The following is an 18,662-nucleotide window of genomic DNA, read 5'->3' on the forward strand; positions in this document are numbered from 1 at the left end:
TTCATGAGGAAAACCCCATGTCCGATTACGAACAGGCCGCCCGCGACCTCAAGGCCGCCACCGATGAGGTCAAGCGTTTTGCCGAAGCCTCAACCACGGAACTGCGCAACCTCGGCAAGGTGACGGAAGAAACCAAAGCCAGCGCCGACAAGGCCCTGGCTGAAATGAACGGGCTTTCCGCCCGCCTGGGCGATCTGGAACAGAAAGCAGCTCGCCGTAGCGACACCGCCGAGAGCAAGTCTCTAAGCCTGGGCGAAGAGTTCATGGCCAGCGATGCGGCACGCAACCTCAAATCCTCATTCCAGGGACGGGTCAGGACCGAGATGGAACGAAAGGCGCTGACGACAGGGCCCGCCACCATGGGCGCCACGACGTCTGCCGGAACATCTCTCATCCCCGCAATGCGCCTGCCGGGTATCGATATGATCCGCCTGCCGCAACCCACCTTGCGCAGCCTCATCCCCTCCGGAGCGACCTCGTCACCCATTATCGAATTCGTCCGGCAGAAAAGCTTCATCAATAAGGCTGCACCGGTCGCCGAAGGTGCGGCCAAGCCGTATTCGGATGTTAGTTTCGAGCTTAGCCGGGCAAATGTCGCGGTCATCGCTCATCTGTTCAAGGCCTCGAAACAGGCACTCGACGATGCCCCCGAGCTCGTCTCGATCATCAATGCGCAGGGCGTCGCAGGGCTTGAGCAGGTCGAGGAATACCAGTTCATGTACGGTGACGGGACCGGGGCGAATGTCCTCGGTCTCATGAAGCAGGCGACAGCTTTTGCGGCGCCTGCCGGCCTTACGGTCCCGGATGCTGCTCTCGATACGATCCGAATGGCCATGTTGCAGGCATCGCTCGCGCTCTACCCGGCGACTGGCATTGTCCTGCATGAGATCGACTGGTTTCGTATCACATCCGTCAAGGACGGCATCGGCCGCTATGTCCTCGGGGATCCGCAGTCTGTCGCGACGCGGTCCCTGTGGGGTCTGCCGGTTGTCGTCAGCAACACGATCCGACAGGGCGATTTTCTGGTGGGTGCCTTTGCCACCGGTGCGCAGATTTTCGACCGGCAGTCCGTGGCGGTCGAGGTAGCCACTGTGGGCGACGATTTCGAGAAGAACATGGTTACCGTTCGCATCGAGGAACGCACCGGCCTCGTCGTTTATCGTCAGCAATCCTTCATCACCGGCACCCTGCCGCCCGATGCGACCGCTGCAAAGAAATCCTGATCGGGGGGCACCATGACGCTCACCATTCTCGAAGCGCCAGACAAGAACCTCCCCCTGGTCTCGCTCGATGCCCTGCGCGATCAGCTGGCGGGCGAGCCGGGCGGGCAGAACAATGACCCGGCCCTGAACGAGTATCTGGCCCAGGCCACAGCCCTCGTGCAGGCCACGCTGGGTCGTCCGGTTCTGGCGGGTCTGTATCGCCAGACCCTGCGCGTCGGGGATGGCGAGCGCCGCCTTTCGCTCGCTCTCACGGCCTCGCCTGTGGTCGAGATCGTCACTGTCACGCAGGATGGTTTTACCCTCGACCCCAGCCCTGAGGGCTGGGAGTGCGCGGCCTGGTCCGGCCTGCTCTATCCTTCCCACCTGCAGGGTGCATGGTGGTGGCCCGGTTGCTACCGCGTGACCTATCGGGGCGGCTGGATTGTGCCGGGCATGAAAGACGACCAGGGCGAGCCTCTGGCCCCGACTGTCCCCGCCGATATCCGTGCTGCCACGCTCTCGACCGCCCGGGCCCTGTTCTTCACCGCCCAGCGCGGCGACCCGCTCCTGCGCTCCGAGAGCGAGCAAGGCGTGGGCGCAAGCAGCTGGGCCACGCCCGATGCAAGCCTTGGCGGTCTGCCCCCCGATGCGGCGTCCATCCTTGCCCGCTATGCGCAGGCGGGTCTGTCATGAGCGTGGGCGTCAGCCGACGCAGGCGGCAAATCCTGCGTGCCGGACGTTGCATGGTGCTGAGCCGGGCCGATCTGAGTGAGAGCCTGACTGTTCTGGGTTACGCCCTGCCACCTCAGGCCGCGCAGCTCGCCGAAGGGGCTGGTAAGGCACCGTTCATCGCCCAGATCACCGCCGATGAAACCTCGCGCAGTGGTTATAGGCCCCGCCTGCGAGACACCCTGCGCGATGGGCCAAAAACCTACACCCTGACCGACGCCAGCCCGGTTTACGATCGGGGTACGCTGTGCGGCTGGACCCTGATCGCCTCGGGAGGTTCCTAATGCTGTCCGATACCGTCTGGAACGATGCCTATGCCCGCGCCTCACGGGTGGCGGACCAGCAGTCTTTGCCGCTGGTCGACGTACTGATGCAGCCCGCGGAGGAGCGGCCCGATATCCACTGGCGCATGGAAACACAGACCAGTCGATCCGACAGGCTCGGTCTGGGCGAGAGTGCCATGGAAGAAGAAGGCGAGATCGCGCTGCATCTGACCATGCGTGTGAGCAGAATCTCGACACCTGACGCGCTGACCCTGTGCAAGACGATGAGCACCATGTTTCGCGCGCAAATGCGCGAGGATGCCCCTTGGCCTGACGGGCTATTTTACGACGGCCAAAGTCTCTATCCGCCCGATCCCGATGCAACGGGAAACTGGATCAGCATGAGTCTGATGATCCGATATCGCTATCAGGTTTACTTGCTCTGAGGTGGATTCACAAAAAAAATTAAACCAGCAATCTTTCGTAGCATTATCGTTATAATAACGATATGATAGCTCTCGGGTATGCGTTGCCCAAACTCGGCCTAATTGAAAGAGGACTCAACGATGAATATCGCAGTGCTTGCAGCTGTCGCCTATGCCGCTTCAATCCATCCTCAAAGTCATTTGGTCAGCCCTGCAACAACCGAGTTTGTTTCGGTTAATTCACAGTTTTCTAATTTATCCGGAAATATAGTTCCCGACAGAATCGATGGCGCTAAGCTTGAGGCTGTCGCCTATGAAAGGCCGGCTCCTGTGCAGAGTTGCAGCTATTGCAGCGATGCTTTGGCATCTTTGGGTGAGAGAGGATCGGTATTTTACTGCATTACGCATAAGATTTTGACCTGCTGACGAACTCGCCTAGCTATAATAATTTCGTCGGCCGACGAAGAAAAGCCGCCTTACTTGGGCGGCTTTTTTAATGCGCGCAGCACAGCGACGGCGACCCGCGCACTTAAGCAGATCGCCGAAACCCGCCTTCTTCCCATCCGAAAGGTTCGCGATGAAATTCTTTCCCCTCGTGGAGACCGCTGACAACAGCGGTCTTTTCGTGCTGACCGGTGCTGTCTTTGATGCATCCAGCGCGTCGATCGCCCTCGACAAGGTGGCGGCCAGTGTCGCAACCGGCCTGCGTGTGGCCGTGTCACCCTATCGGGCTATGGGCGGCATTCCATCCCCCATCACGCCCTCGCGTGCTGAAGAAGGGGCAAGCTACGTGCTTCTGGTCGAACAGGAGGACGAGCCCGGCATATTCGCGTCTGACGGGCAGTATCTGACAAGTCAAAGCAGCGATGCCGCCCCGCTCGCACTCACCCTGCAGCTTTGCTACGGCCGCCGCGTCGCGCTCATGCGTCATCAGCCTGAAGATCGTCCGGACGCGACGACACCTCCCGAAAAGACGTCATCGACAAACAATGCTTCCGGATCGACCGGCCCCAGCTCCGTTACCTCGGCGGGCTCCAGTTCGAATTCAGGGGCATCGGCCAACGCGGGCAGTGCCGTCAACTCCGGCGGTTCCTCTGCCACGCCTGCCGTGAAGGGGGCGTGATATGGCCTTTTCAGGTGCAACAGCAGGATTTCAGGTCGGGGTACAGGCCAATGACACCATTCTCGCCTACGCACGCGAGGTCACATATGGGGTAGCGCCGAGTGGCCCCTATCAGCGCCTGCGCCTGACCGGTGAGAGTTTCCGCAGACAGAATACGAGGCAGCGCCCTGAGGAAATCAATCCCAACTGGGAGGCCTCCCAGGCCGTCACGACACAGCAGGCCGTCGGCGGCACATTGTCCGGAGCCCTGTCATTCGGCTCTTATGACGTGCTTTTGGCCTGCGCATGTTCGGGCACGCAAAACGATCGATCCGTTGCCTTTCCCCAGGGCGTCAGAATTGACCTCAATGCCTTTTCCTGGTCAGGCGGCAAGGTGGTTCTCGCGACCATAGGACAAGCGATCTGGAACGTGCTGCCGTCGGTCGGTTTTGTGCGCCTGCGCTCGCCTGTCGATAAGATCGATGCCATTTTCCCGTATGAGGCGCGCGGCGATTTCCTCGATCCTGCCGAGGGGGTTTTTACCACCGGCAGAGGCCTGCTCGATGCCGGGGCCTCTGTACAATGTCCACGCATCGTCAACGGTGCCACGTTCAACAGCCTCACCTTTATCGAGCAGCTGGGCGATGAGACGCTGGTGCGAACGGGCGGATTTGTAAAGCAGATCCAGATCTCGATTGCCCAGGGCCAGTTTGCGACGTTCTCTGCCGATCTCGATTTTCGCGACGAGCAGCGCGTGACGTCATCGCCTGCGAATGACCTTCTGCCGCCGACCGACAGTTTCGTACTCGACCCGGTCAAGGGATGGGGATCGCTCTGGCTGGATCGCAAACGGGTCACGGCACCGATCCGTCAGTTTCAGCTGACAATCACGCGCGACGGCGCAGGGCAGGATTTCGCCATGGGCAGCGTGGCAGCTGTCGGGCAGCGGCCCGGCAGTTTCATGGTGTCGGGCCAGATCCAGCTCTTTTTCCGTGACAGCACCGAATACCAGAAATTCCAGGACGACTGGCAGGGAGCGGTTCAGGTTCTGCTCAAGGACAAAAAGGGTAATGGCTACGGCCTGACTTTCTATAACGCCTCGCTGCAGAACCCGCAGATCAATGCAGGATCGAAGAACAGCACGATCGTTGCGACTTTCGACATCGAGGGCAACCCGCGACCGGGGGGCGGCACCTTCGCCCTGAGCATTTTCCCGGCCTGATCGCCTGGTCTTTGCTCGCAACATCGCAGGCGGTGTCCCCGCTCTGAAACGACCTATCTCAAAAAACAGGAAGAACAACGCAATGGCAAAACTCTCTGCCTTTTCCCGCGATGCTGGCCGTGTGCAGGAGGGCGAAACGATCGAGGTCGGGCCGCCCGGCAATACGTTCCTCATCACCACACGCGGCTTCACGCCGCGTTATCGCGACGCGCTCTATATCCTCAAGAATACGGTGGCGAGCCGTCTCAACCGCACGCTGCAGCCAGGTGCCACGCGCTACACCGCCGAGAGCCTGCCGCCGACCGAAGATGACAGGGCACAGGGTCAGGCCATTGCCGAACATTGCGTGCTCGATGTGGATGGCCTGCAGAATGACGACGGCTCCGAAATCGGGATCGATGCCTTCCGCCAGCTGCTTGCAAGCGGTGAGCATCCGATGCTGATCGCCCTTGCCATATCGGCTGCAGCCAAGGTGGGCGAACAGCGCACCGAAGATCACCGGGACGCGGTGGGAAACTGACAGCGGCGCTGGCTTGGGAACTCGAATACGGCCCATTCACGGGGCCTGACGAGTTGCCAGCGATCCGCGAGGCCATGCTCGCCAGCAAGCCTGCCCTCCCACCCTCACTCGAACGCCCATGGCGTGGCTGGCACGATTTGCAACACGATCGCGCCTGGCTCACCGATCTGGTCGGGGCTGCCATGGGCAAGATCCGGGGCGTATCGCGCCCAGGCGGTATCTCCTGGCAGGCGCTGGCACGGTGGTGTGAGGCCAATGCGGTTTCGGAAGACGACCGGCCATGGATCGAGGACCAGATCCGCGCCATGGATAGCGTCTTCATGGCGTATCGAAACCGCAGGATCACCGAGGATATCGAACAGTTCATGAAGGGATGAACTATGGCGAGAGCTGCAGCCTTCAGCCGGTCGCTGCGCCTTTTTGTCGATCGCAATCTTTCCCCCGATGCCCTGCGGGCTGAAATGGCAAGACAAGCCATTGCGGCGCGTGACGCGGTGATTGCACGCGGCGAGGCGCCGCCCAGCTGGCGGCGCTATGTGGACGGCAAAGCCGACGCCCCAGAAACAAGCGTGCGGCTGGACGGCACCATTCTCTATCGCTTCAATCTTACGGGCGAGGCAGCAGAGGCGGCGCTTGCTTTGTGCCGCTCAACATCGCCCGTGCGCAGCGGACGCTTTCGCGATGCCTGGGTGCTGATCTGTGACGACAGGCCCTGGAAACAGCCTCTCAAGGATCTGCCCGCAGATGGCACGATCCTGATCGTCAATCCGCTGCCTTATGCCCGCAAGATCGAGACGGGGGCGCTTGAGCCCAGCATACGGCGCAACCAGATCGAGCGCGTGCGTCAAACCCTCATGCGGCGCTTTCCGACACTCATTTTTGGCAAGACCTTCGTGCGCGTTGGCAGCGGCATCGCACCCTCTGCCCCGTACATCCTGCGCGGCGCCTCGGGCGAGCGCAGGACACGGGCTGGCACGGTCATGACCTATCCGGCTCTGCAGATCACCCTGCGGTCATGAAAACTGTACCGGAAACAATCAGCCCTTGATTTCGTGGCAGGTGAGCATGGCACTGGCATCCATTTCGCTTGAGAACATGGCATCGTCGCCCTTGCTCCACCAGACATATTCAGCCGCCGCGTATTTGGCGCCGCTTGCGGCAATCACGTCGGTAAATATCTGCGTTTTTCCGTCGACCGGAAGCACAGCGAGGCTGATATCGCCCGCGTTGATATAGCTTACCTTGACGATTTTCTCTGGCAGGACAGCACGCAGCCTGGCTGAACTCGCGCCTTTTTTTGCCTTGCAGTTGTAGGACACGGTCTGACGGTGGATGTCGGTCGACGACGACAGTGGAATCGAGAGTGAATCGCCAGTCTCTGCGTGCGCGGATGCAACAGCGGTCATGGCTGTCAAAGCAATCGCGGCTCCCGTCAATTTACGAATCATGGTCCTGCTCCACTTCCTGTTGCGCTTGCCTGCGCGTTTCGCGGCATGCGCGCACCTTCCTATCAGATGACGGCAACATTTCGACTCATCCGCATTTCACAAATGCGCGGTCCGATGCTGCACGCATGGAGCGTAACGATGCCCACCACGATCTCCGAGCTTTACATTGCTTTTGCGAGCAATCTGGCCAAGGCGCAGGAAGATGCGCAATCCCTGACCAGGCTTGGCGATGCGGCAGAGGTGGCCGATACGAAAGTGACCAGGCTGGGCCGTTCCGGTGCGTCGGTTGCGCGGCAGTTCGATGAAACGACACGGGCCGAGGCTAAGCTTAGCAGCGAGATCCGCCAGCGCACGGCCAATATCGAGGCGCTGCAGAAGTCGCTCGCTGCCGGCGAGATCACGCAGGAACAATATGCAGGGTCGCTGGCTGGTATCGCCAAATCAGCCGCAGCCCAGAAAGAGAAATTCGACGCGGCGACGGGTGCGAGCAAGCAACATGCTGTCGCCCTGGCCGAGGGCACGGCCGCCGCCAAACTATCCAGCTACCAGATCGGCATCCTGGCGGGTGAGGCGCATAAATTCGCTGATCAGGTGCTGGCCGGTGGTGGGGCCATGAAGGCGGCATTTTACCAGGTGCCGAACATGGTTACGGTCATGGGCGGCTTTGGCAAGGCAACGCAGATCGTAACAGGCTACCTGATGGGACCAGCCGGTCTGGCGGCCCTCGCTCTGGCGGCGGGTGTCGCCATCTACAAGATGGGGAGCGCCGCCGAGACCGAGGAATCGCACCTCGCTGCCCTCGGCCAGACCCTTCGCGCCACGCGCAGCGATTACGCGGCCATGGCCGGGGCTGCCGAGGACGCGGCACGGCGCATCGCTGGCAAGAGCGGCTTGTCCCTCACCGACAGCCGCGCCGTCACCACCACCTTTGCCGCCATGCCGTCCACCAGTGGCAGCAGCCTCGATGCGCTGGCCATGACAGCACGTAACCTCGCCACCGTGCTCGGCAAGGACGTGCCGGACGCGGCGAAAGACATGGCCGCTGCCTTCGATGACCCGGCAAAAGCCGCCGAGGATTTCGCGCAGAAAGGCCTGCTTGGTGTCCATGAAGGCCTGGTGCAGCACATACGGGATTTGCAGAGCAGCGGCGATCGTATGGGGGCCTGGTCCCTGCTCATGGGGCAGGTCAGTAAGGCCACGGCCAACGCGGCCGATCAGGGCGTGACGCCGCTGCACCATGCCCTGCACGACATGAGCACGTCCCTGCGTGAGGGGCTGGCCCCGCTCGGGCAATTCATCGACTGGATTGGCAATGGCATCATGGCCGGTGCGCTCAAGGGCGTGCAGGGCATCCAGTATCTGCTCGACAAAGCCAGGGAGGTGCGCGACTGGGAGTGGGCGCAGCTGGACAAGATTCCGGCCGTTCACAATTACCTGCAGCAACGCGAGGTCGCGGCCTCCGATGTCGCAGGGGTGGGCAAGACCATCGACAAGGTGGGGGCCAGTCTCGGCGCAAGCTCGGACGTGCTCGCACTCGCCCATCGCATTCAGCCGATCGAAAGCGCAACGGGCCAATACGATGCCAGCGGAAAAGTCGTGCAATCCTCTGCCGGTGCGCTGGGGGCGATGCAGATCATGCCGGGCAGCGCCAATGGCAATGATCTGCGCACGACCACGGGCAACGTCACGGCTGGCGTGCAGCTGCTCATGCGGCTTTACACCAAATATGACGGCAATCAGGCGCTTGTCGCCATGGCCTATAACTGGGGTGAAGGGAACGTCGATCAGTACCTCTCGGGCAAGATCGCCAGCCCGCCTGCCAGTGTTGCGGCCTATGCCCAGAAGGCCACGGGCGGCGAGGTTTATGGCGCGCAGGCAATCGCATCGCGTCAGGGCCGGGTCGATGACCAGCTGCGCGGCAGTGATGGCAGCACGGCGGCGCAGATCCGCGAGCATGAGCAGGCCATTACGGCCCTGACCACGACACAGAAGGCACTGAATGACCTGCACACCGCAGGCAAGGTGTCGGATGCCGATTATGCCGCGCAAACCGGCGTACTGACGGACAAGATCAACGTGCAGCGCGGTGCGCTCAACGAATTGCGCGACCCGATCGAGACCATCGCCCATCAACAGAAGCTCGCAGCGCAAAGTGCCGAGACCTACTCGGCCGCCGAGACCGCAATGGTGCAGGTGCATCAACAGGTGGAGGAAGCAGCGCGGCGCATGGGCCAGGCGCACGCGACCGCCGCCCAGCTGGCAGAAGCCGAGGCCAGGCAACAGGAAATCCTGACAGGGCAATTCAATCAGTCCGTTGCGGCCATCAATGAACATACCCAGGCCGAGCAGGATATGCTGGCGGGCTATGACGCCTCGAAAGGCTCACTGACACAGTACCAACAGGCAATGGAGGCTGCCGAGAAAGTGCGGGCGACCTCGATCGACGGCACGGCCGAACAGGCCCGCCAACTCGATATCCTGACGGGTGCCATGAAATCCGCCGCCGCCTCGCAGGTCGATATGGCCAATGCGGGCAAGCTGTACGGGCAGTCGCTGGATCTGGAAGTCATCAAGGCGCAGACGGCGGCGATCGGGCAGAACAGCGATGCGGTGTCCGTGCAGATTGCGGTGATGAAAGAGCGCAACCGCATTCTTGAAGCGGGTGGCGATATCCACTCGAAAACAAGTCAGGCCACTCTCGACAATGTGGCGGCCATACAAATGGCGACCAACGCCTATCAGCATCAGAAATCGGCGCTCGATGATCTGACAGGGAGCCTGGGCAGCATGTTCGACACGCTGACGAACAGTGTCACGCAGGCTTTCGTGCAGAGCGGCAAGGGGGCGGTCGATTTTGGCTCGATCCTGTCCGGCCTGCAAACGCAGATTGTCGGGCTGGTGGCCAAGATGGCGCTGGTCAACCCGGCCCTGAACGCGCTCGACGGGGGCTCACGCAACACGTTCACAAGCATCTCTGATGCCCTGGCCTCGGGTGGCTCGGTCGGCAACAAGGCGGCCAGTGTCTCGATTACCGGGGCTGGCACGCCCGCATCGAGCGTATCGAGTTCGAGCAGCTGGCTTTCGGGCGCGATGGGAACAAAGCTGACCGGCGGGGCAACCGTAGGGAACTCCCTGGCCGGTATCGGTGGCGGCTTCGCGCTTGGCTCCGCGCTTGGCAATGTCGGCGGCGGAACATATGGCCTGCTCGGTTCGGGTGTCGGTGCCGTCATCGGGGCCGGGCTCGGTACCGCGTTCCCGGTAGTGGGCACGGTCATGGGCGGGGTTCTCGGCGGTGGGCTTGGCGGCCTCCTGGGCGGCCTGTTTGGGCACAAGAAAAACCCTTACACGATCGACCAGGTGGTAATGGAGGGCGATCAGCTGAGCATGGGGCAAAGCTGGAACCAGAAGCAGACCGACACCATCACGGCGCAACTCAAGGCCGATATGGCCAGCGTCAACGCCACCATGAAAAGCCTCGGGCTGAAGGCTGAAAATCTCTATCTCGGCACGGTACGCGATGACCCGAACAACAAGGATCCATCGCAACGTTCTGTCAGCCTGACCGATTTGCTCGGCAAGCTGCAGCTGCGCAGCGATGACAGCGCCACATTCAGCCAGGCGCTATCGCAGGGGATGCCCGCAAGTTTCGATAGCGTGGCCTCATTCCAAAGCGCGGTAACGCAGCTGAAAAGCATGGCCGACACGGTGGATGCGCTCGGCGTGGCAGTGTCGAAATTCAACAGTGACGGCACCGTGACTGTCTTGGGCTTTACCGAGGCGACGGGTGATCTGCGCACGGCGCTGGATACGATGCTCAACGGCAAGACGGTGGCAACAAGCGATCTGCAATCGCAGGTTGCGACCATCACCGAGTTTGTGTCCAACACCATGCCCAATCTCATGAAAGCGACGGTGAACGGGCAGCAAAGCTGGGTCGAGCAGATGGAGGCACTGAAGAAAACCTATGAGGCTGCCGCAACACAGGCGAGCAGCTATGGGCTGGACGGCAACGCTCTGTATGACAAATTCGGCACGCTCTATGAGCAGGGCTATGCGAAGAACATGCAAAGCCTGGCCGAGAGCGCCCAAGCCTTCCGGGTGCGGTATCTCACCGCAACCGGCGACGACCAGGGCGCGGCGCTCATGAGTTTCGATCTGTCTGCCACCCAACAGAGACGCCAGCTTGCCGAGAGCTGGCGCGACTTCCTGGGGGATGCCTACAGTTCGAACCAGACCTACCTGCAACAGGCATCGGATCTGGAAAAGACGCTGGGGGCCGAACGTCTGGCCATTCAGAAGGAGTATGCGGACAAGGCAGCAGAGGCGGCGAAACAGGCCGCAGACGCCGCCGCAGCCCAGGCCAAACAGGAGGCCGAGCGGGCGGCTGAACAGGCCAAGCAGCAACGCGACCAGGCGGAAGGCTCGGCGGCCTCGGTCATCAGCAACCTGCTCGACTTTGCCAAGGGGCTGAACCTCTCGGGCTATTCGCCGCTCTCGGCGGAGGCGCAATATCGTGCGGCGAATGACAACTTCACCAGTATCGCCGCGCAAGCCCAGCGTGGCGACTATGAGGCCCTGCAATCGCTGCGCAGCGCGTCCGAGACCTTTCTGGCGCAAAGCCAGAGCTACAATGGGTCAGGGCGTGATTTCGTCTCTGATTACACCCGCGTGCAGCAGCTGCTGCAGTCGATCGGGACCATCAGACCGAACACGATCACTGAATCGGCGCTCAAGGCCATGCTGGCGAGCAACAATCAGACCCTGGCGGAATTGCTGCAGCGTCTGCTTGATACGGCAAACAAGCAGCTGGCCGAGCAGCGCCACCAGGCACAAGGCAGGGCAGCATGAGCGGCGCTCTGTTCCATCTTGTCGAAATCGACATGGAGCGCGTGGTGGATGTCACCTTCGTCCGTGGTCTGGGTACAGCGGCGGCAGGCACGATCACGCAGCTGCCGTTCCGTATCAGCATCATCGACACCCTGCGCCTGTCAGATGCGGGATATGTCGATGAGGCGAGTCGGCCCTATCCGCCTTGGCTGACCGATGCCTTCGCGATCGATCGCAGGCTCGATCTGTCGCCAGCTTCACCTTCGGTGCGCGAAAGCTGGGGGGCGATTACCATCGCCAATCCAGACGGACGTTTCGACGCGCTGATTCGCGAGCGCGTGATCGACCGGATGCCGGTGCGTATCCAGGCCGGTTTCAAGTCGCGGGATTCAGTGCGTCAGATCGATCTCGACCCGGTGAGCGGCGCTCTCATGCCCATGTTCACTGGCCTAGGCAGTTCGTGGCAATCCGACCGTCTGAACGTGCAGATTCCGCTGCGTGAGGTATCGGGCTGGCTTGATGAGGTTATCATGCCAGTTGGCTCCTATGCCGGTTCGGGGCGCTTTGGCGGGGATGCCAACGTTAAGGGCCGTTCGATGCCTCGCCTGCGTGGTACCGCGCTCAACCTGACCCCGGTGCTGATCGATGCCGTCAATCTCGTTTACCAGATCAGCGACGGGCCGGGTGTGGTCACGGCCCTTTATGAGGGCGGGTTTGCCGGGGGCATCGCTTATGCCGGGGCCGTAGGCGATCTCTACGGGGTCGCACCAGTGCCGGGCACCTGGCAGATGCAAAGCAGTTCGGGCGGGTTGTTCATCCGTCTCGGCACGAAGCCCGTCTATGCGATCACGGTGGATGCCACAGGCGATTTTCCTTCGGGGGCAGCGCCGCGCACCGTGTTGCCGCTCCTGCGCCAGATGCTGATCGAGGATCTGACCATGCCCGCGCAATGGCTTGCCGGATCATGGGAGGATGCGCGCCAGGCTGGCTGGTACTGGGACGGGAGCCAGACGGTCACGGGGCGGCAGATCGTCAATACCTGGCTCTCGGGGCTCGGCATCCGTCTGGTGCCCAGCCACGAGGGTACGCTCACGCCCTTGCGCCTGCAAATACCCGGCGGCACGCCCACACGGGTGCTGACGGCAGACCAGGTCACGGCTCTGTCAGGGATTGCGCTCGATAGCGGCCTGGCACCACCTCCCTATCGGTGGCGGATCGGCTACGCACATAATCAGACTGTGCAGCAGGGTGGCAACGCGCTGCATCCGCGCATCACGGTCGGGCGGCAGAGTTATGTGCTGCAGGAAGACCGGGTAGCGACTTGGTACCTGCCTAGCATCAAGCTGCGCTATCGCCAGCCTGGCGATCTGCCGGTGATCCCGACCGTACTTCTCGACGAGGACGATGCCCAGAACGCGGCCAATAGCCATGGCGATCTCTGGGGGACGGAGCGCCATCTATGGGCCGTAACGCTGCCGCGCTCCGTCGCGGGGGGCATCGATCTCGGTCAGGCTCTGCGGCTCGATCTGCCAGCGCCGGGTTTGCGAGGGGGCGTGACTGGGCTCGTGATTGGCGAGCAGATCCGCTCTGCCGAGGCAATCATAACCCTGACTGTATTGGTCTGATATCTTCTTCGGATGGTATGATATTCGGTTATTCGAATCGTTATTTTGTCGTTACATATGCGCGGGGTTTAGGTTAGGGTGTGCATGGCGTGATGCATGAACGCTAATTGAGCATCTGACTGACCAACCCTGAGGTCAGTCAGATGCTTCCCGAGCTTCGATGGTGTGACCGGGAAAGCAGCGTTTTCTTTCTGGTGGTTCGGGTGAGAGCGTCTCCTCCCTCCCCGTTGCATTGTCGCAGGCAAGGTGGCCCACCGTTTTTAACGAGATGGCAGCGGCTGGGCCACCTTTTGCCTTACGCCGCATTGATGAGCGGGCACGATAGTTCGGGTCTTCGAGAGCGTTCCCATAAACCCGCATATGCTAGGCTAGGTCGAAAGAAGCGAACCTTCCGGCGGTGTAGCGGCATATATTAGATATCATGATCAGCAATCGGGATTGATCCGAATATACTCTACGAAAACTGGACAAATCAATCTGATTTATATCAATAATAGATATCAACATATAAAACCCATCTGATATTTAAATATATTAGAAATACATAATAAATATCTTATACATTACATTAACATAGGCTGGAAATGCGAATTTTATATCGTCGATGAGGTTTTCTATTTTACTGCGCATGGATATCCTCCCAGGAGAGATGCGTTCTCCCGTTCGACTAGAAATATGTATTGGTCCAAAATAATGGACCGAAAAGACGAGTCCTGCATAACGCGTTTGATCGAAAATATACATATATACTTATGTATATATCGGCATGATTAAGCGCTGAATTATCCACAAATAAATCTACTCTTTGAATACAGGGAGATACGGCCATGGCCGAGGCCTGGACCTGCGCGTTCGGCGCAGAGAACGCGCTCATGGAGGCGCGGCTGGAGGGCAATGCCCAGGTGGCGGAGCTGCCCCTGAGCAATCTGCAAAACGATCAGGGGGCACCTTCGACCGCCTGGCGCGTGCCGGGAAAGGAAGCCTATCTCATCGCGCACCTGCCCCGGCCCATCCTGTGCCGGGGCTTTTCGTTTCACCGTACCAATCTCACGGCGGGAGCGCGATATTCCCTCGTTGCCCGCAACGGGGCGGGTGTCGTTTACGCTTCGGGCGGCCAGCAGACGCAAACCGTCTCGGGCCAGTTCCTCGTTGTGTTTCCGAACGACCAGACAATCACGCAGCTCGATATCTCGATCAGCGATCAGGACAATCCTGACGGCTTCCTATCTTTCCCGCTCGCCTATCTCGGGCCGCTCTGGCAGCCCGAGCGCAATATGAGCTGGCAGGGCAATGAGAGCCAGCAGGCCACCATCGACGAGGCCATCAGCCTCTCGGGGGTGGAATATCCCACCCTGCGCTATCGCCAACGCGCAATCGCGATCGATCACCAGTCTCTGGGCATCGCCGAGCTGACGATGATCCGCAGCATCGAGAGCACGGCTGCGACCGGACGAAACATCCTTTTCGTACCCGATCTCTCTGCCGCCGATCGCAACAGCGCGATGATCTTCGGGCGCCTCACACCGGGCGACATCACCTGCCCGGCAGGCGCTGCCGATCGGCTGGCAACATCGATGACCATCAAGGAGCGCCTCTGATGCCGAAATTCGCCCCGTTCGTGCTCGAGCGGTCCAACAACCCCGGCACAGGCCCCTTTGCCCTGAGCGGAGCGCCCCCTGGTCGACGCGGCTGGAGTGGTGTTTTTGAGGATGGCGAGGTTTACTACTTCGCCGATGACGGCACGAAGGCCGAATGGGGCATTGGTCGACTGACGCATGGCCAGCCTGCCATGATCTCGCGCGATCAGGTGCTGGGCAACACGTTCGACCGTCAGGATCGGCTCAACTTCACCGGGCTGGTCTATGTCTATTCCGACATTCCCGTTGAAGCCATCACCCCGCCTGCCACGCAGGGGCGCGTATCGATCCCCGGTGCCGAACTGGACGATCAGCGCCGGGATTTTTTCAGCCAGGATATCCGGGTCAGCGGTATCACGCTGAAAGCTGAGTTTGCCGGCATAATCCAGCTCAAGGACTGGGGCGGCGTTACGGCGACCGACTGGGGATTCCTGCAGATCGTCTGCAGCTTGTACCGTCTGAGGTCGGATGGATCGGCCGCGCCTTACACGGCGGAGCAAAGGCGCCTGCGCGTCGACCGCAATGGACCTATGCCCATCATCGTCAACGCTATGGCCGTCAATCTCGATCAGGGTGAAACGGTCCGGGCGGTGATCACGATCGTGACGCTGAAGAAGAGTCGTCAGGATTTCACTTTCACGCCGGCCCTGTCCGATGCCGCCCTCACATGGCTTTCGGTCTGAACGAACAGGAGGATAACACCATGCGGATGCAGGAGTTCTGCCTGGGTGCGGCGCTTGCTCTTTGGGCCTGTCTGCTTCTGGCGCTACCGCGGACGGATGTGACATGGCCTGGCATAGGGCAGCTTCTCGCCATTCTGCCCCGCGCCGATCATCCAACGCTGGTTTATGCCTTGCTTGCCTGGCTGACGGGCGGTGCGCAGATCGTGGGGGCGGTGTGCAATCATCCCGCCCTGCGTCGCGCTTCGGCGATCGCGGCTTTCACGGCCTGGGCATTCATCGCTTTCGGACTGATCGCCCCGAACGCGCTTGTGCCTGCGATCGCGGCCTATGGCGCGCTTGCCCTCCTCAATATCCGGGCAGCGCTGGGGAGAATGGGCAATGCCTGAGAACCTTACCCCGCAGCCCTGGTGGGTTGCGGTGATCGGCGGGCTGCTTTTCACCATCCGCTGGCTGATCGGCTTCGGCGCGTCGAGTTCGAGAGCCACGATTGCGTCGCAGCAGGAGGAGATCGACCGACTGAATGCCCGCGTGGATAATCTGGAGGCAAGGGAGAAGGTTAATCTCGAGCTGATCCAAGAGTTGCGAACGCAGAATGTTCTGTTGCGAGAAGCGCTGGGTAAAAGGGAGACAATAAAGACTAGCAAGGCCGAGACGAGCGGGCGATAGGCCGACTTGAAGCTGACGTCATGGCGCAGCCATATATTGCTATTCGTCAACAGCGTCAGGTATGGCTAGTCCCCTAGCGGCGACATCACCTACAGATTGCTCACGATCGCGTAAGATCAGCCGTGTTCCGACCTCCACGATTGACCGGATCGCCGGCAACAGCTCCTCGCCAAGTGCCGTTAGTTCGTATTCAACCGTCGGGGGTGACGTGGCAATCACGCTGCGCGCGAGGACACCACGTTGTTCGAGGTCACGTAACCGGCCTGTAAGGACCTTAGCCGAGATACCGGGAATATTCCGGCGCAGTTCGGAAAACCGGCGGGCTCCCGTACTAAGTGACCAGATGATCTCCGGGCTCCACAGGCCGCTAAGCAAAGACATGCATTGCGACATTGGGCATCCTGGCAGTGCTTTGACTGTGGTGCGCACTTTCAGAACCATCGTTCCATCTCCCGCTGGTTTCCAACTGGTAACTCAAAAACCCCAATAACTAAGAGATATCAGATTACCTTTGGAAACCGAATTTCTATAAAGACGCATCCCCACTGGAAACCGTCGTGGTCAATCCCCGGGGACGCTGATGCAAGAATGATTAGGAGATAATTTGTGAACGTTCCTTATGATTCGCAGTTAAGGGCACGACCGGTGCCCGGTCATGCCAATCCGCTCCGGACCGGTTTGATTGCCGGCCTAGTCACGGGTGCCGTAGGTCTAATTCCTGTCCTGATTCTCCAGAAGGCACGTGGGGTGGGGGTGATCCCTGAAATGCAGCTTGCAGCCAGCAGCGTCATGGGACTGGCTGCCTATGACGGCGCGCCTGGATTTTTTATCGGCACCGCTTTGCATTTTCTTGTCTCGGTCATCCCAGCCATCATCTTTGCGCTCGCAGTTGCGCGTCTTCCGTTTCTTAACCGGATGCCGTGGCTTGCCGGGCCGGCTTTTGGCTTCGGCGTGTTTCTGGTCATGGGATTGATCATCTTGCCGCATAGCCGTTTTGCGGTGCCCGCGGGCGTAACATCGATGCCCCCTCTAGCGGCCTTACTCGTTCATCTGTTTTTGTTCGGCTTGCCGATCGCCCTGATCGTACACCACTTGAGTAGAGACGAGCCTGTAGGCGGATAGACAAGAGAAGATGATCGGACCACTACGTCATCGCGGCCGGGTTTATCCCTCAAATTCAGACAGGCTCTCCTAGATGTCTCCGCATCCATCTGGCTTCTTCTGTCGGGCTGCGATGGAAGTGACGTTTGAAGTCCCTGCTGAATTGGGCAGGGCTGACGTAACCGACTTGGGTCGCGATCATGGCGATCGATCCCTGACGCCGTGCCACCATCAGTCGCGCTTCGTGAAGCCGTAAAGCTTTGATGTATTGGATTGGGGTTATGCCAGTGAGAGACTTGAAGTCGGCGTGATAAGAGGAGCCGCTCATACCGGCTGCTGTCGCAAGCTCTGCTACGGACAATCTTTCAGCGTAACGTTCGCGGATAAGCGTCAGGCTGGGCACGATCCTGTCTGCCATGTCATTACCGCGCAGCGCTGCCATCAGGGCTTCACCCTGCGGGCCGATCAGCACACGGTAATGCAGCTCACGCAGCAACCCCGGGCCGAGAATGGCAAACTCCTGCGGATGATGCAGAGCGTGAAGCAAACGTTGGAGCACATTCGCAATGGAAGGCGTCATCCGGCTTGAAATCAGGCTTTGTGCCCGCACTCTCTCGTTACGACCGATCTGTCCAACCAGCGCTTGCGCTATTTCCGCGGCGAGATGCAAGTCGAAATCAAGATATACGGCAAGAAGCGGATGTTCGGGATTGGCTTGTGATGCCATTCTAAATGGAACCGGGATCGAAATCGCGAGGTAATGGTCAGTGTCATAGAGGTAGACCTGATCGTTGAAAAAGCCCTGTTTGGCCCCCTGTAATACAAAGACTGCACCGGGACGATAAAGGACCGGAACATCTTCAAGATTAGTATCCGAACGCAGGATTCGAATACCCGGAAAGGGTGTGTCGTTGTAGCCGAGGCGCGGTGCAAGGTCAGCGGCCAGCTCGACAAGAGGAGAGGGTAGGGATGGCAAATTCATAGGATCGGGCAAGAAAACTGGAGGAAATGCAATCGAAGTCACGCTGATATAATATTATCGGTCAAGGCGTGAACCCACTTCAGTCGAGCGAAGCCATGCCAAAGCGAAATTTTTTTATCACCGGTGCCAATTCAGGTTTTGGATTGGCGATTGCCCAGGCCGCCCTCGAAGCAGGCATGGGGTAATTGGTACGGTCCGGTCGCAAAGCGCGAGAGCGTCTTTACTGGAGC

20 protein-coding genes are annotated in these 18,662 nt (G+C 60.2%); 17 read left to right on the forward strand and 3 right to left on the reverse strand.

Going from position 1 to position 18,662, the window contains the following annotated elements; genetic code table 11:
* Positions 1–17: 17 nt before the first annotated feature.
* The 10 genes from Asbog_RS00290 to Asbog_RS00330 all read left to right on the forward strand — a co-directional run bounded on the left by Asbog_RS00290 (position 18) and on the right by Asbog_RS00330 (position 6,482).
* Complete coding sequence (locus tag Asbog_RS00290; protein WP_062163664.1) at positions 18–1,223, forward strand: phage major capsid protein; 1,206 nt, start codon at positions 18–20, stop codon at positions 1,221–1,223.
* Positions 1,224–1,235: 12 nt separating this feature from the next.
* Positions 1,236–1,895 (forward strand): hypothetical protein, encoded by a 660-nt coding sequence (locus Asbog_RS00295; protein ID WP_062163665.1) that lies wholly within the window; start codon positions 1,236–1,238, stop codon positions 1,893–1,895.
* Positions 1,892–2,215 carry a hypothetical protein gene (locus Asbog_RS00300; protein WP_062163666.1) on the forward strand — a complete coding sequence of 108 codons (324 nt, stop codon included), beginning with the start codon at positions 1,892–1,894 and terminating at the stop codon, positions 2,213–2,215. The genes Asbog_RS00295 and Asbog_RS00300 overlap by 4 nt, the downstream gene beginning before the upstream one ends.
* Positions 2,215–2,640 (forward strand): hypothetical protein, encoded by a 426-nt coding sequence (locus Asbog_RS00305; RefSeq protein WP_062163667.1) that lies wholly within the window; start codon positions 2,215–2,217, stop codon positions 2,638–2,640. Before Asbog_RS00300 ends, Asbog_RS00305 begins: the two co-directional genes overlap by 1 nt.
* A 120-nt stretch (positions 2,641–2,760) precedes the next feature.
* Positions 2,761–3,045 carry a hypothetical protein gene (locus Asbog_RS14315; protein WP_146926408.1) on the forward strand — a complete coding sequence of 95 codons (285 nt, stop codon included), beginning with the start codon at positions 2,761–2,763 and terminating at the stop codon, positions 3,043–3,045.
* Between the two features lie 151 nt (positions 3,046–3,196).
* The gene (locus Asbog_RS00310) at positions 3,197–3,742 is read left to right on the forward strand and encodes a hypothetical protein (RefSeq protein WP_062163668.1); all 546 of its coding nucleotides are present in this window, start codon (positions 3,197–3,199) and stop codon (positions 3,740–3,742) included.
* 1 nt (position 3,743) lies between these two features.
* Positions 3,744–4,943, forward strand: a complete 1,200-nt coding sequence (locus tag Asbog_RS00315; RefSeq protein ID WP_062163669.1) for a phage tail tube protein — start codon at positions 3,744–3,746, stop codon at positions 4,941–4,943.
* A gap of 82 nt (positions 4,944–5,025) precedes the next feature.
* Positions 5,026–5,463 carry a hypothetical protein gene (locus Asbog_RS00320; RefSeq protein ID WP_062163670.1) on the forward strand — a complete coding sequence of 146 codons (438 nt, stop codon included), beginning with the start codon at positions 5,026–5,028 and terminating at the stop codon, positions 5,461–5,463.
* A gap of 53 nt (positions 5,464–5,516) precedes the next feature.
* Entirely contained in the window at positions 5,517–5,840 is a 324-nt protein-coding gene (locus Asbog_RS00325) for a hypothetical protein (RefSeq protein WP_146926411.1), read from the forward strand.
* Between the two features lie 3 nt (positions 5,841–5,843).
* On the forward strand, positions 5,844–6,482 hold the full coding sequence (locus Asbog_RS00330; RefSeq protein ID WP_062163672.1) for a hypothetical protein: 639 nt from the start codon (positions 5,844–5,846) through the stop codon (positions 6,480–6,482).
* Between the two features lie 18 nt (positions 6,483–6,500).
* Here Asbog_RS00330 and Asbog_RS00335 read toward each other — a convergent pair whose 3' ends face one another.
* Entirely contained in the window at positions 6,501–6,911 is a 411-nt protein-coding gene (locus tag Asbog_RS00335; RefSeq protein WP_062163673.1) for an MliC family protein, read from the reverse strand.
* Between the two features lie 138 nt (positions 6,912–7,049).
* Between Asbog_RS00335 and Asbog_RS00340 the strand changes: the two genes are divergently transcribed.
* From Asbog_RS00340 to Asbog_RS00365, 6 genes are all read left to right on the forward strand, one after another.
* Positions 7,050–11,759 carry a phage tail length tape measure family protein gene (locus tag Asbog_RS00340; RefSeq protein ID WP_171840634.1) on the forward strand — a complete coding sequence of 1,570 codons (4,710 nt, stop codon included), beginning with the start codon at positions 7,050–7,052 and terminating at the stop codon, positions 11,757–11,759.
* Complete coding sequence (locus tag Asbog_RS00345; RefSeq protein ID WP_062163675.1) at positions 11,756–13,363, forward strand: hypothetical protein; 1,608 nt, start codon at positions 11,756–11,758, stop codon at positions 13,361–13,363. The genes Asbog_RS00340 and Asbog_RS00345 overlap by 4 nt, the downstream gene beginning before the upstream one ends.
* A gap of 827 nt (positions 13,364–14,190) precedes the next feature.
* Positions 14,191–14,961 carry a hypothetical protein gene (locus Asbog_RS00350; protein WP_062163676.1) on the forward strand — a complete coding sequence of 257 codons (771 nt, stop codon included), beginning with the start codon at positions 14,191–14,193 and terminating at the stop codon, positions 14,959–14,961.
* Positions 14,961–15,683 carry a hypothetical protein gene (locus Asbog_RS00355; RefSeq protein ID WP_062163677.1) on the forward strand — a complete coding sequence of 241 codons (723 nt, stop codon included), beginning with the start codon at positions 14,961–14,963 and terminating at the stop codon, positions 15,681–15,683. The genes Asbog_RS00350 and Asbog_RS00355 overlap by 1 nt, the downstream gene beginning before the upstream one ends.
* Positions 15,668–16,069, forward strand: a complete 402-nt coding sequence (locus Asbog_RS00360) for a hypothetical protein (RefSeq protein ID WP_062163678.1) — start codon at positions 15,668–15,670, stop codon at positions 16,067–16,069. Before Asbog_RS00355 ends, Asbog_RS00360 begins: the two co-directional genes overlap by 16 nt.
* Positions 16,062–16,349 (forward strand): hypothetical protein, encoded by a 288-nt coding sequence (locus Asbog_RS00365; RefSeq protein ID WP_062163679.1) that lies wholly within the window; start codon positions 16,062–16,064, stop codon positions 16,347–16,349. Before Asbog_RS00360 ends, Asbog_RS00365 begins: the two co-directional genes overlap by 8 nt.
* A gap of 39 nt (positions 16,350–16,388) precedes the next feature.
* On the opposite strand, the gene Asbog_RS00370 is transcribed toward Asbog_RS00365, so the two are convergent.
* On the reverse strand, positions 16,389–16,790 hold the full coding sequence (locus Asbog_RS00370) for a winged helix-turn-helix transcriptional regulator (RefSeq protein ID WP_062163680.1): 402 nt from the start codon (positions 16,788–16,790) through the stop codon (positions 16,389–16,391).
* A gap of 324 nt (positions 16,791–17,114) precedes the next feature.
* Between Asbog_RS00370 and Asbog_RS00375 the strand changes: the two genes are divergently transcribed.
* A complete protein-coding gene (locus Asbog_RS00375) occupies positions 17,115–17,471 on the forward strand; it encodes a hypothetical protein (RefSeq protein WP_062165597.1) in 357 nt (118 codons plus the stop codon).
* 55 nt (positions 17,472–17,526) lie between these two features.
* Here Asbog_RS00375 and Asbog_RS00380 read toward each other — a convergent pair whose 3' ends face one another.
* Entirely contained in the window at positions 17,527–18,474 is a 948-nt protein-coding gene (locus tag Asbog_RS00380) for an AraC family transcriptional regulator (protein WP_231944603.1), read from the reverse strand.
* Between the last annotated feature and the right edge of the window lie 188 nt (positions 18,475–18,662).

The sequence above is a fragment of the Asaia bogorensis NBRC 16594 genome, from assembly GCF_001547995.1.
GTDB classification, from domain to species: domain Bacteria; phylum Pseudomonadota; class Alphaproteobacteria; order Acetobacterales; family Acetobacteraceae; genus Asaia; species Asaia bogorensis.

Excerpts from the sequence above, each read along its gene's own strand:
- Asbog_RS00330 (WP_062163672.1), top strand. The coding sequence starts at position 5,844 with ATGGCGAGAGCTGCAGCCTTCAGCCGGTCGCTGCGCCTTTTTGTCGAT.
- Asbog_RS14315 (WP_146926408.1), top strand. The coding sequence starts at position 2,761 with ATGAATATCGCAGTGCTTGCAGCTGTCGCCTATGCCGCTTCAATCCAT.
- Asbog_RS00350 (WP_062163676.1), top strand. The coding sequence starts at position 14,191 with ATGGCCGAGGCCTGGACCTGCGCGTTCGGCGCAGAGAACGCGCTCATG.
- Asbog_RS00300 (WP_062163666.1), top strand. The coding sequence starts at position 1,892 with ATGAGCGTGGGCGTCAGCCGACGCAGGCGGCAAATCCTGCGTGCCGGA.
- Asbog_RS00335 (WP_062163673.1), bottom strand. The coding sequence starts at position 6,911 with ATGATTCGTAAATTGACGGGAGCCGCGATTGCTTTGACAGCCATGACC.
- Asbog_RS00305 (WP_062163667.1), top strand. The coding sequence starts at position 2,215 with ATGCTGTCCGATACCGTCTGGAACGATGCCTATGCCCGCGCCTCACGG.
- Asbog_RS00360 (WP_062163678.1), top strand. The coding sequence starts at position 15,668 with ATGGCTTTCGGTCTGAACGAACAGGAGGATAACACCATGCGGATGCAG.
- Asbog_RS00365 (WP_062163679.1), top strand. The coding sequence starts at position 16,062 with ATGCCTGAGAACCTTACCCCGCAGCCCTGGTGGGTTGCGGTGATCGGC.
- Asbog_RS00315 (WP_062163669.1), top strand. The coding sequence starts at position 3,744 with ATGGCCTTTTCAGGTGCAACAGCAGGATTTCAGGTCGGGGTACAGGCC.
- Asbog_RS00320 (WP_062163670.1), top strand. The coding sequence starts at position 5,026 with ATGGCAAAACTCTCTGCCTTTTCCCGCGATGCTGGCCGTGTGCAGGAG.
- Asbog_RS00375 (WP_062165597.1), top strand. The coding sequence starts at position 17,115 with ATGCAGCTTGCAGCCAGCAGCGTCATGGGACTGGCTGCCTATGACGGC.
- Asbog_RS00355 (WP_062163677.1), top strand. The coding sequence starts at position 14,961 with ATGCCGAAATTCGCCCCGTTCGTGCTCGAGCGGTCCAACAACCCCGGC.
- Asbog_RS00290 (WP_062163664.1), top strand. The coding sequence starts at position 18 with ATGTCCGATTACGAACAGGCCGCCCGCGACCTCAAGGCCGCCACCGAT.
- Asbog_RS00345 (WP_062163675.1), top strand. The coding sequence starts at position 11,756 with ATGAGCGGCGCTCTGTTCCATCTTGTCGAAATCGACATGGAGCGCGTG.
- Asbog_RS00340 (WP_171840634.1), top strand. The coding sequence starts at position 7,050 with ATGCCCACCACGATCTCCGAGCTTTACATTGCTTTTGCGAGCAATCTG.
- Asbog_RS00370 (WP_062163680.1), bottom strand. The coding sequence starts at position 16,790 with ATGGTTCTGAAAGTGCGCACCACAGTCAAAGCACTGCCAGGATGCCCA.
- Asbog_RS00295 (WP_062163665.1), top strand. The coding sequence starts at position 1,236 with ATGACGCTCACCATTCTCGAAGCGCCAGACAAGAACCTCCCCCTGGTC.
- Asbog_RS00310 (WP_062163668.1), top strand. The coding sequence starts at position 3,197 with ATGAAATTCTTTCCCCTCGTGGAGACCGCTGACAACAGCGGTCTTTTC.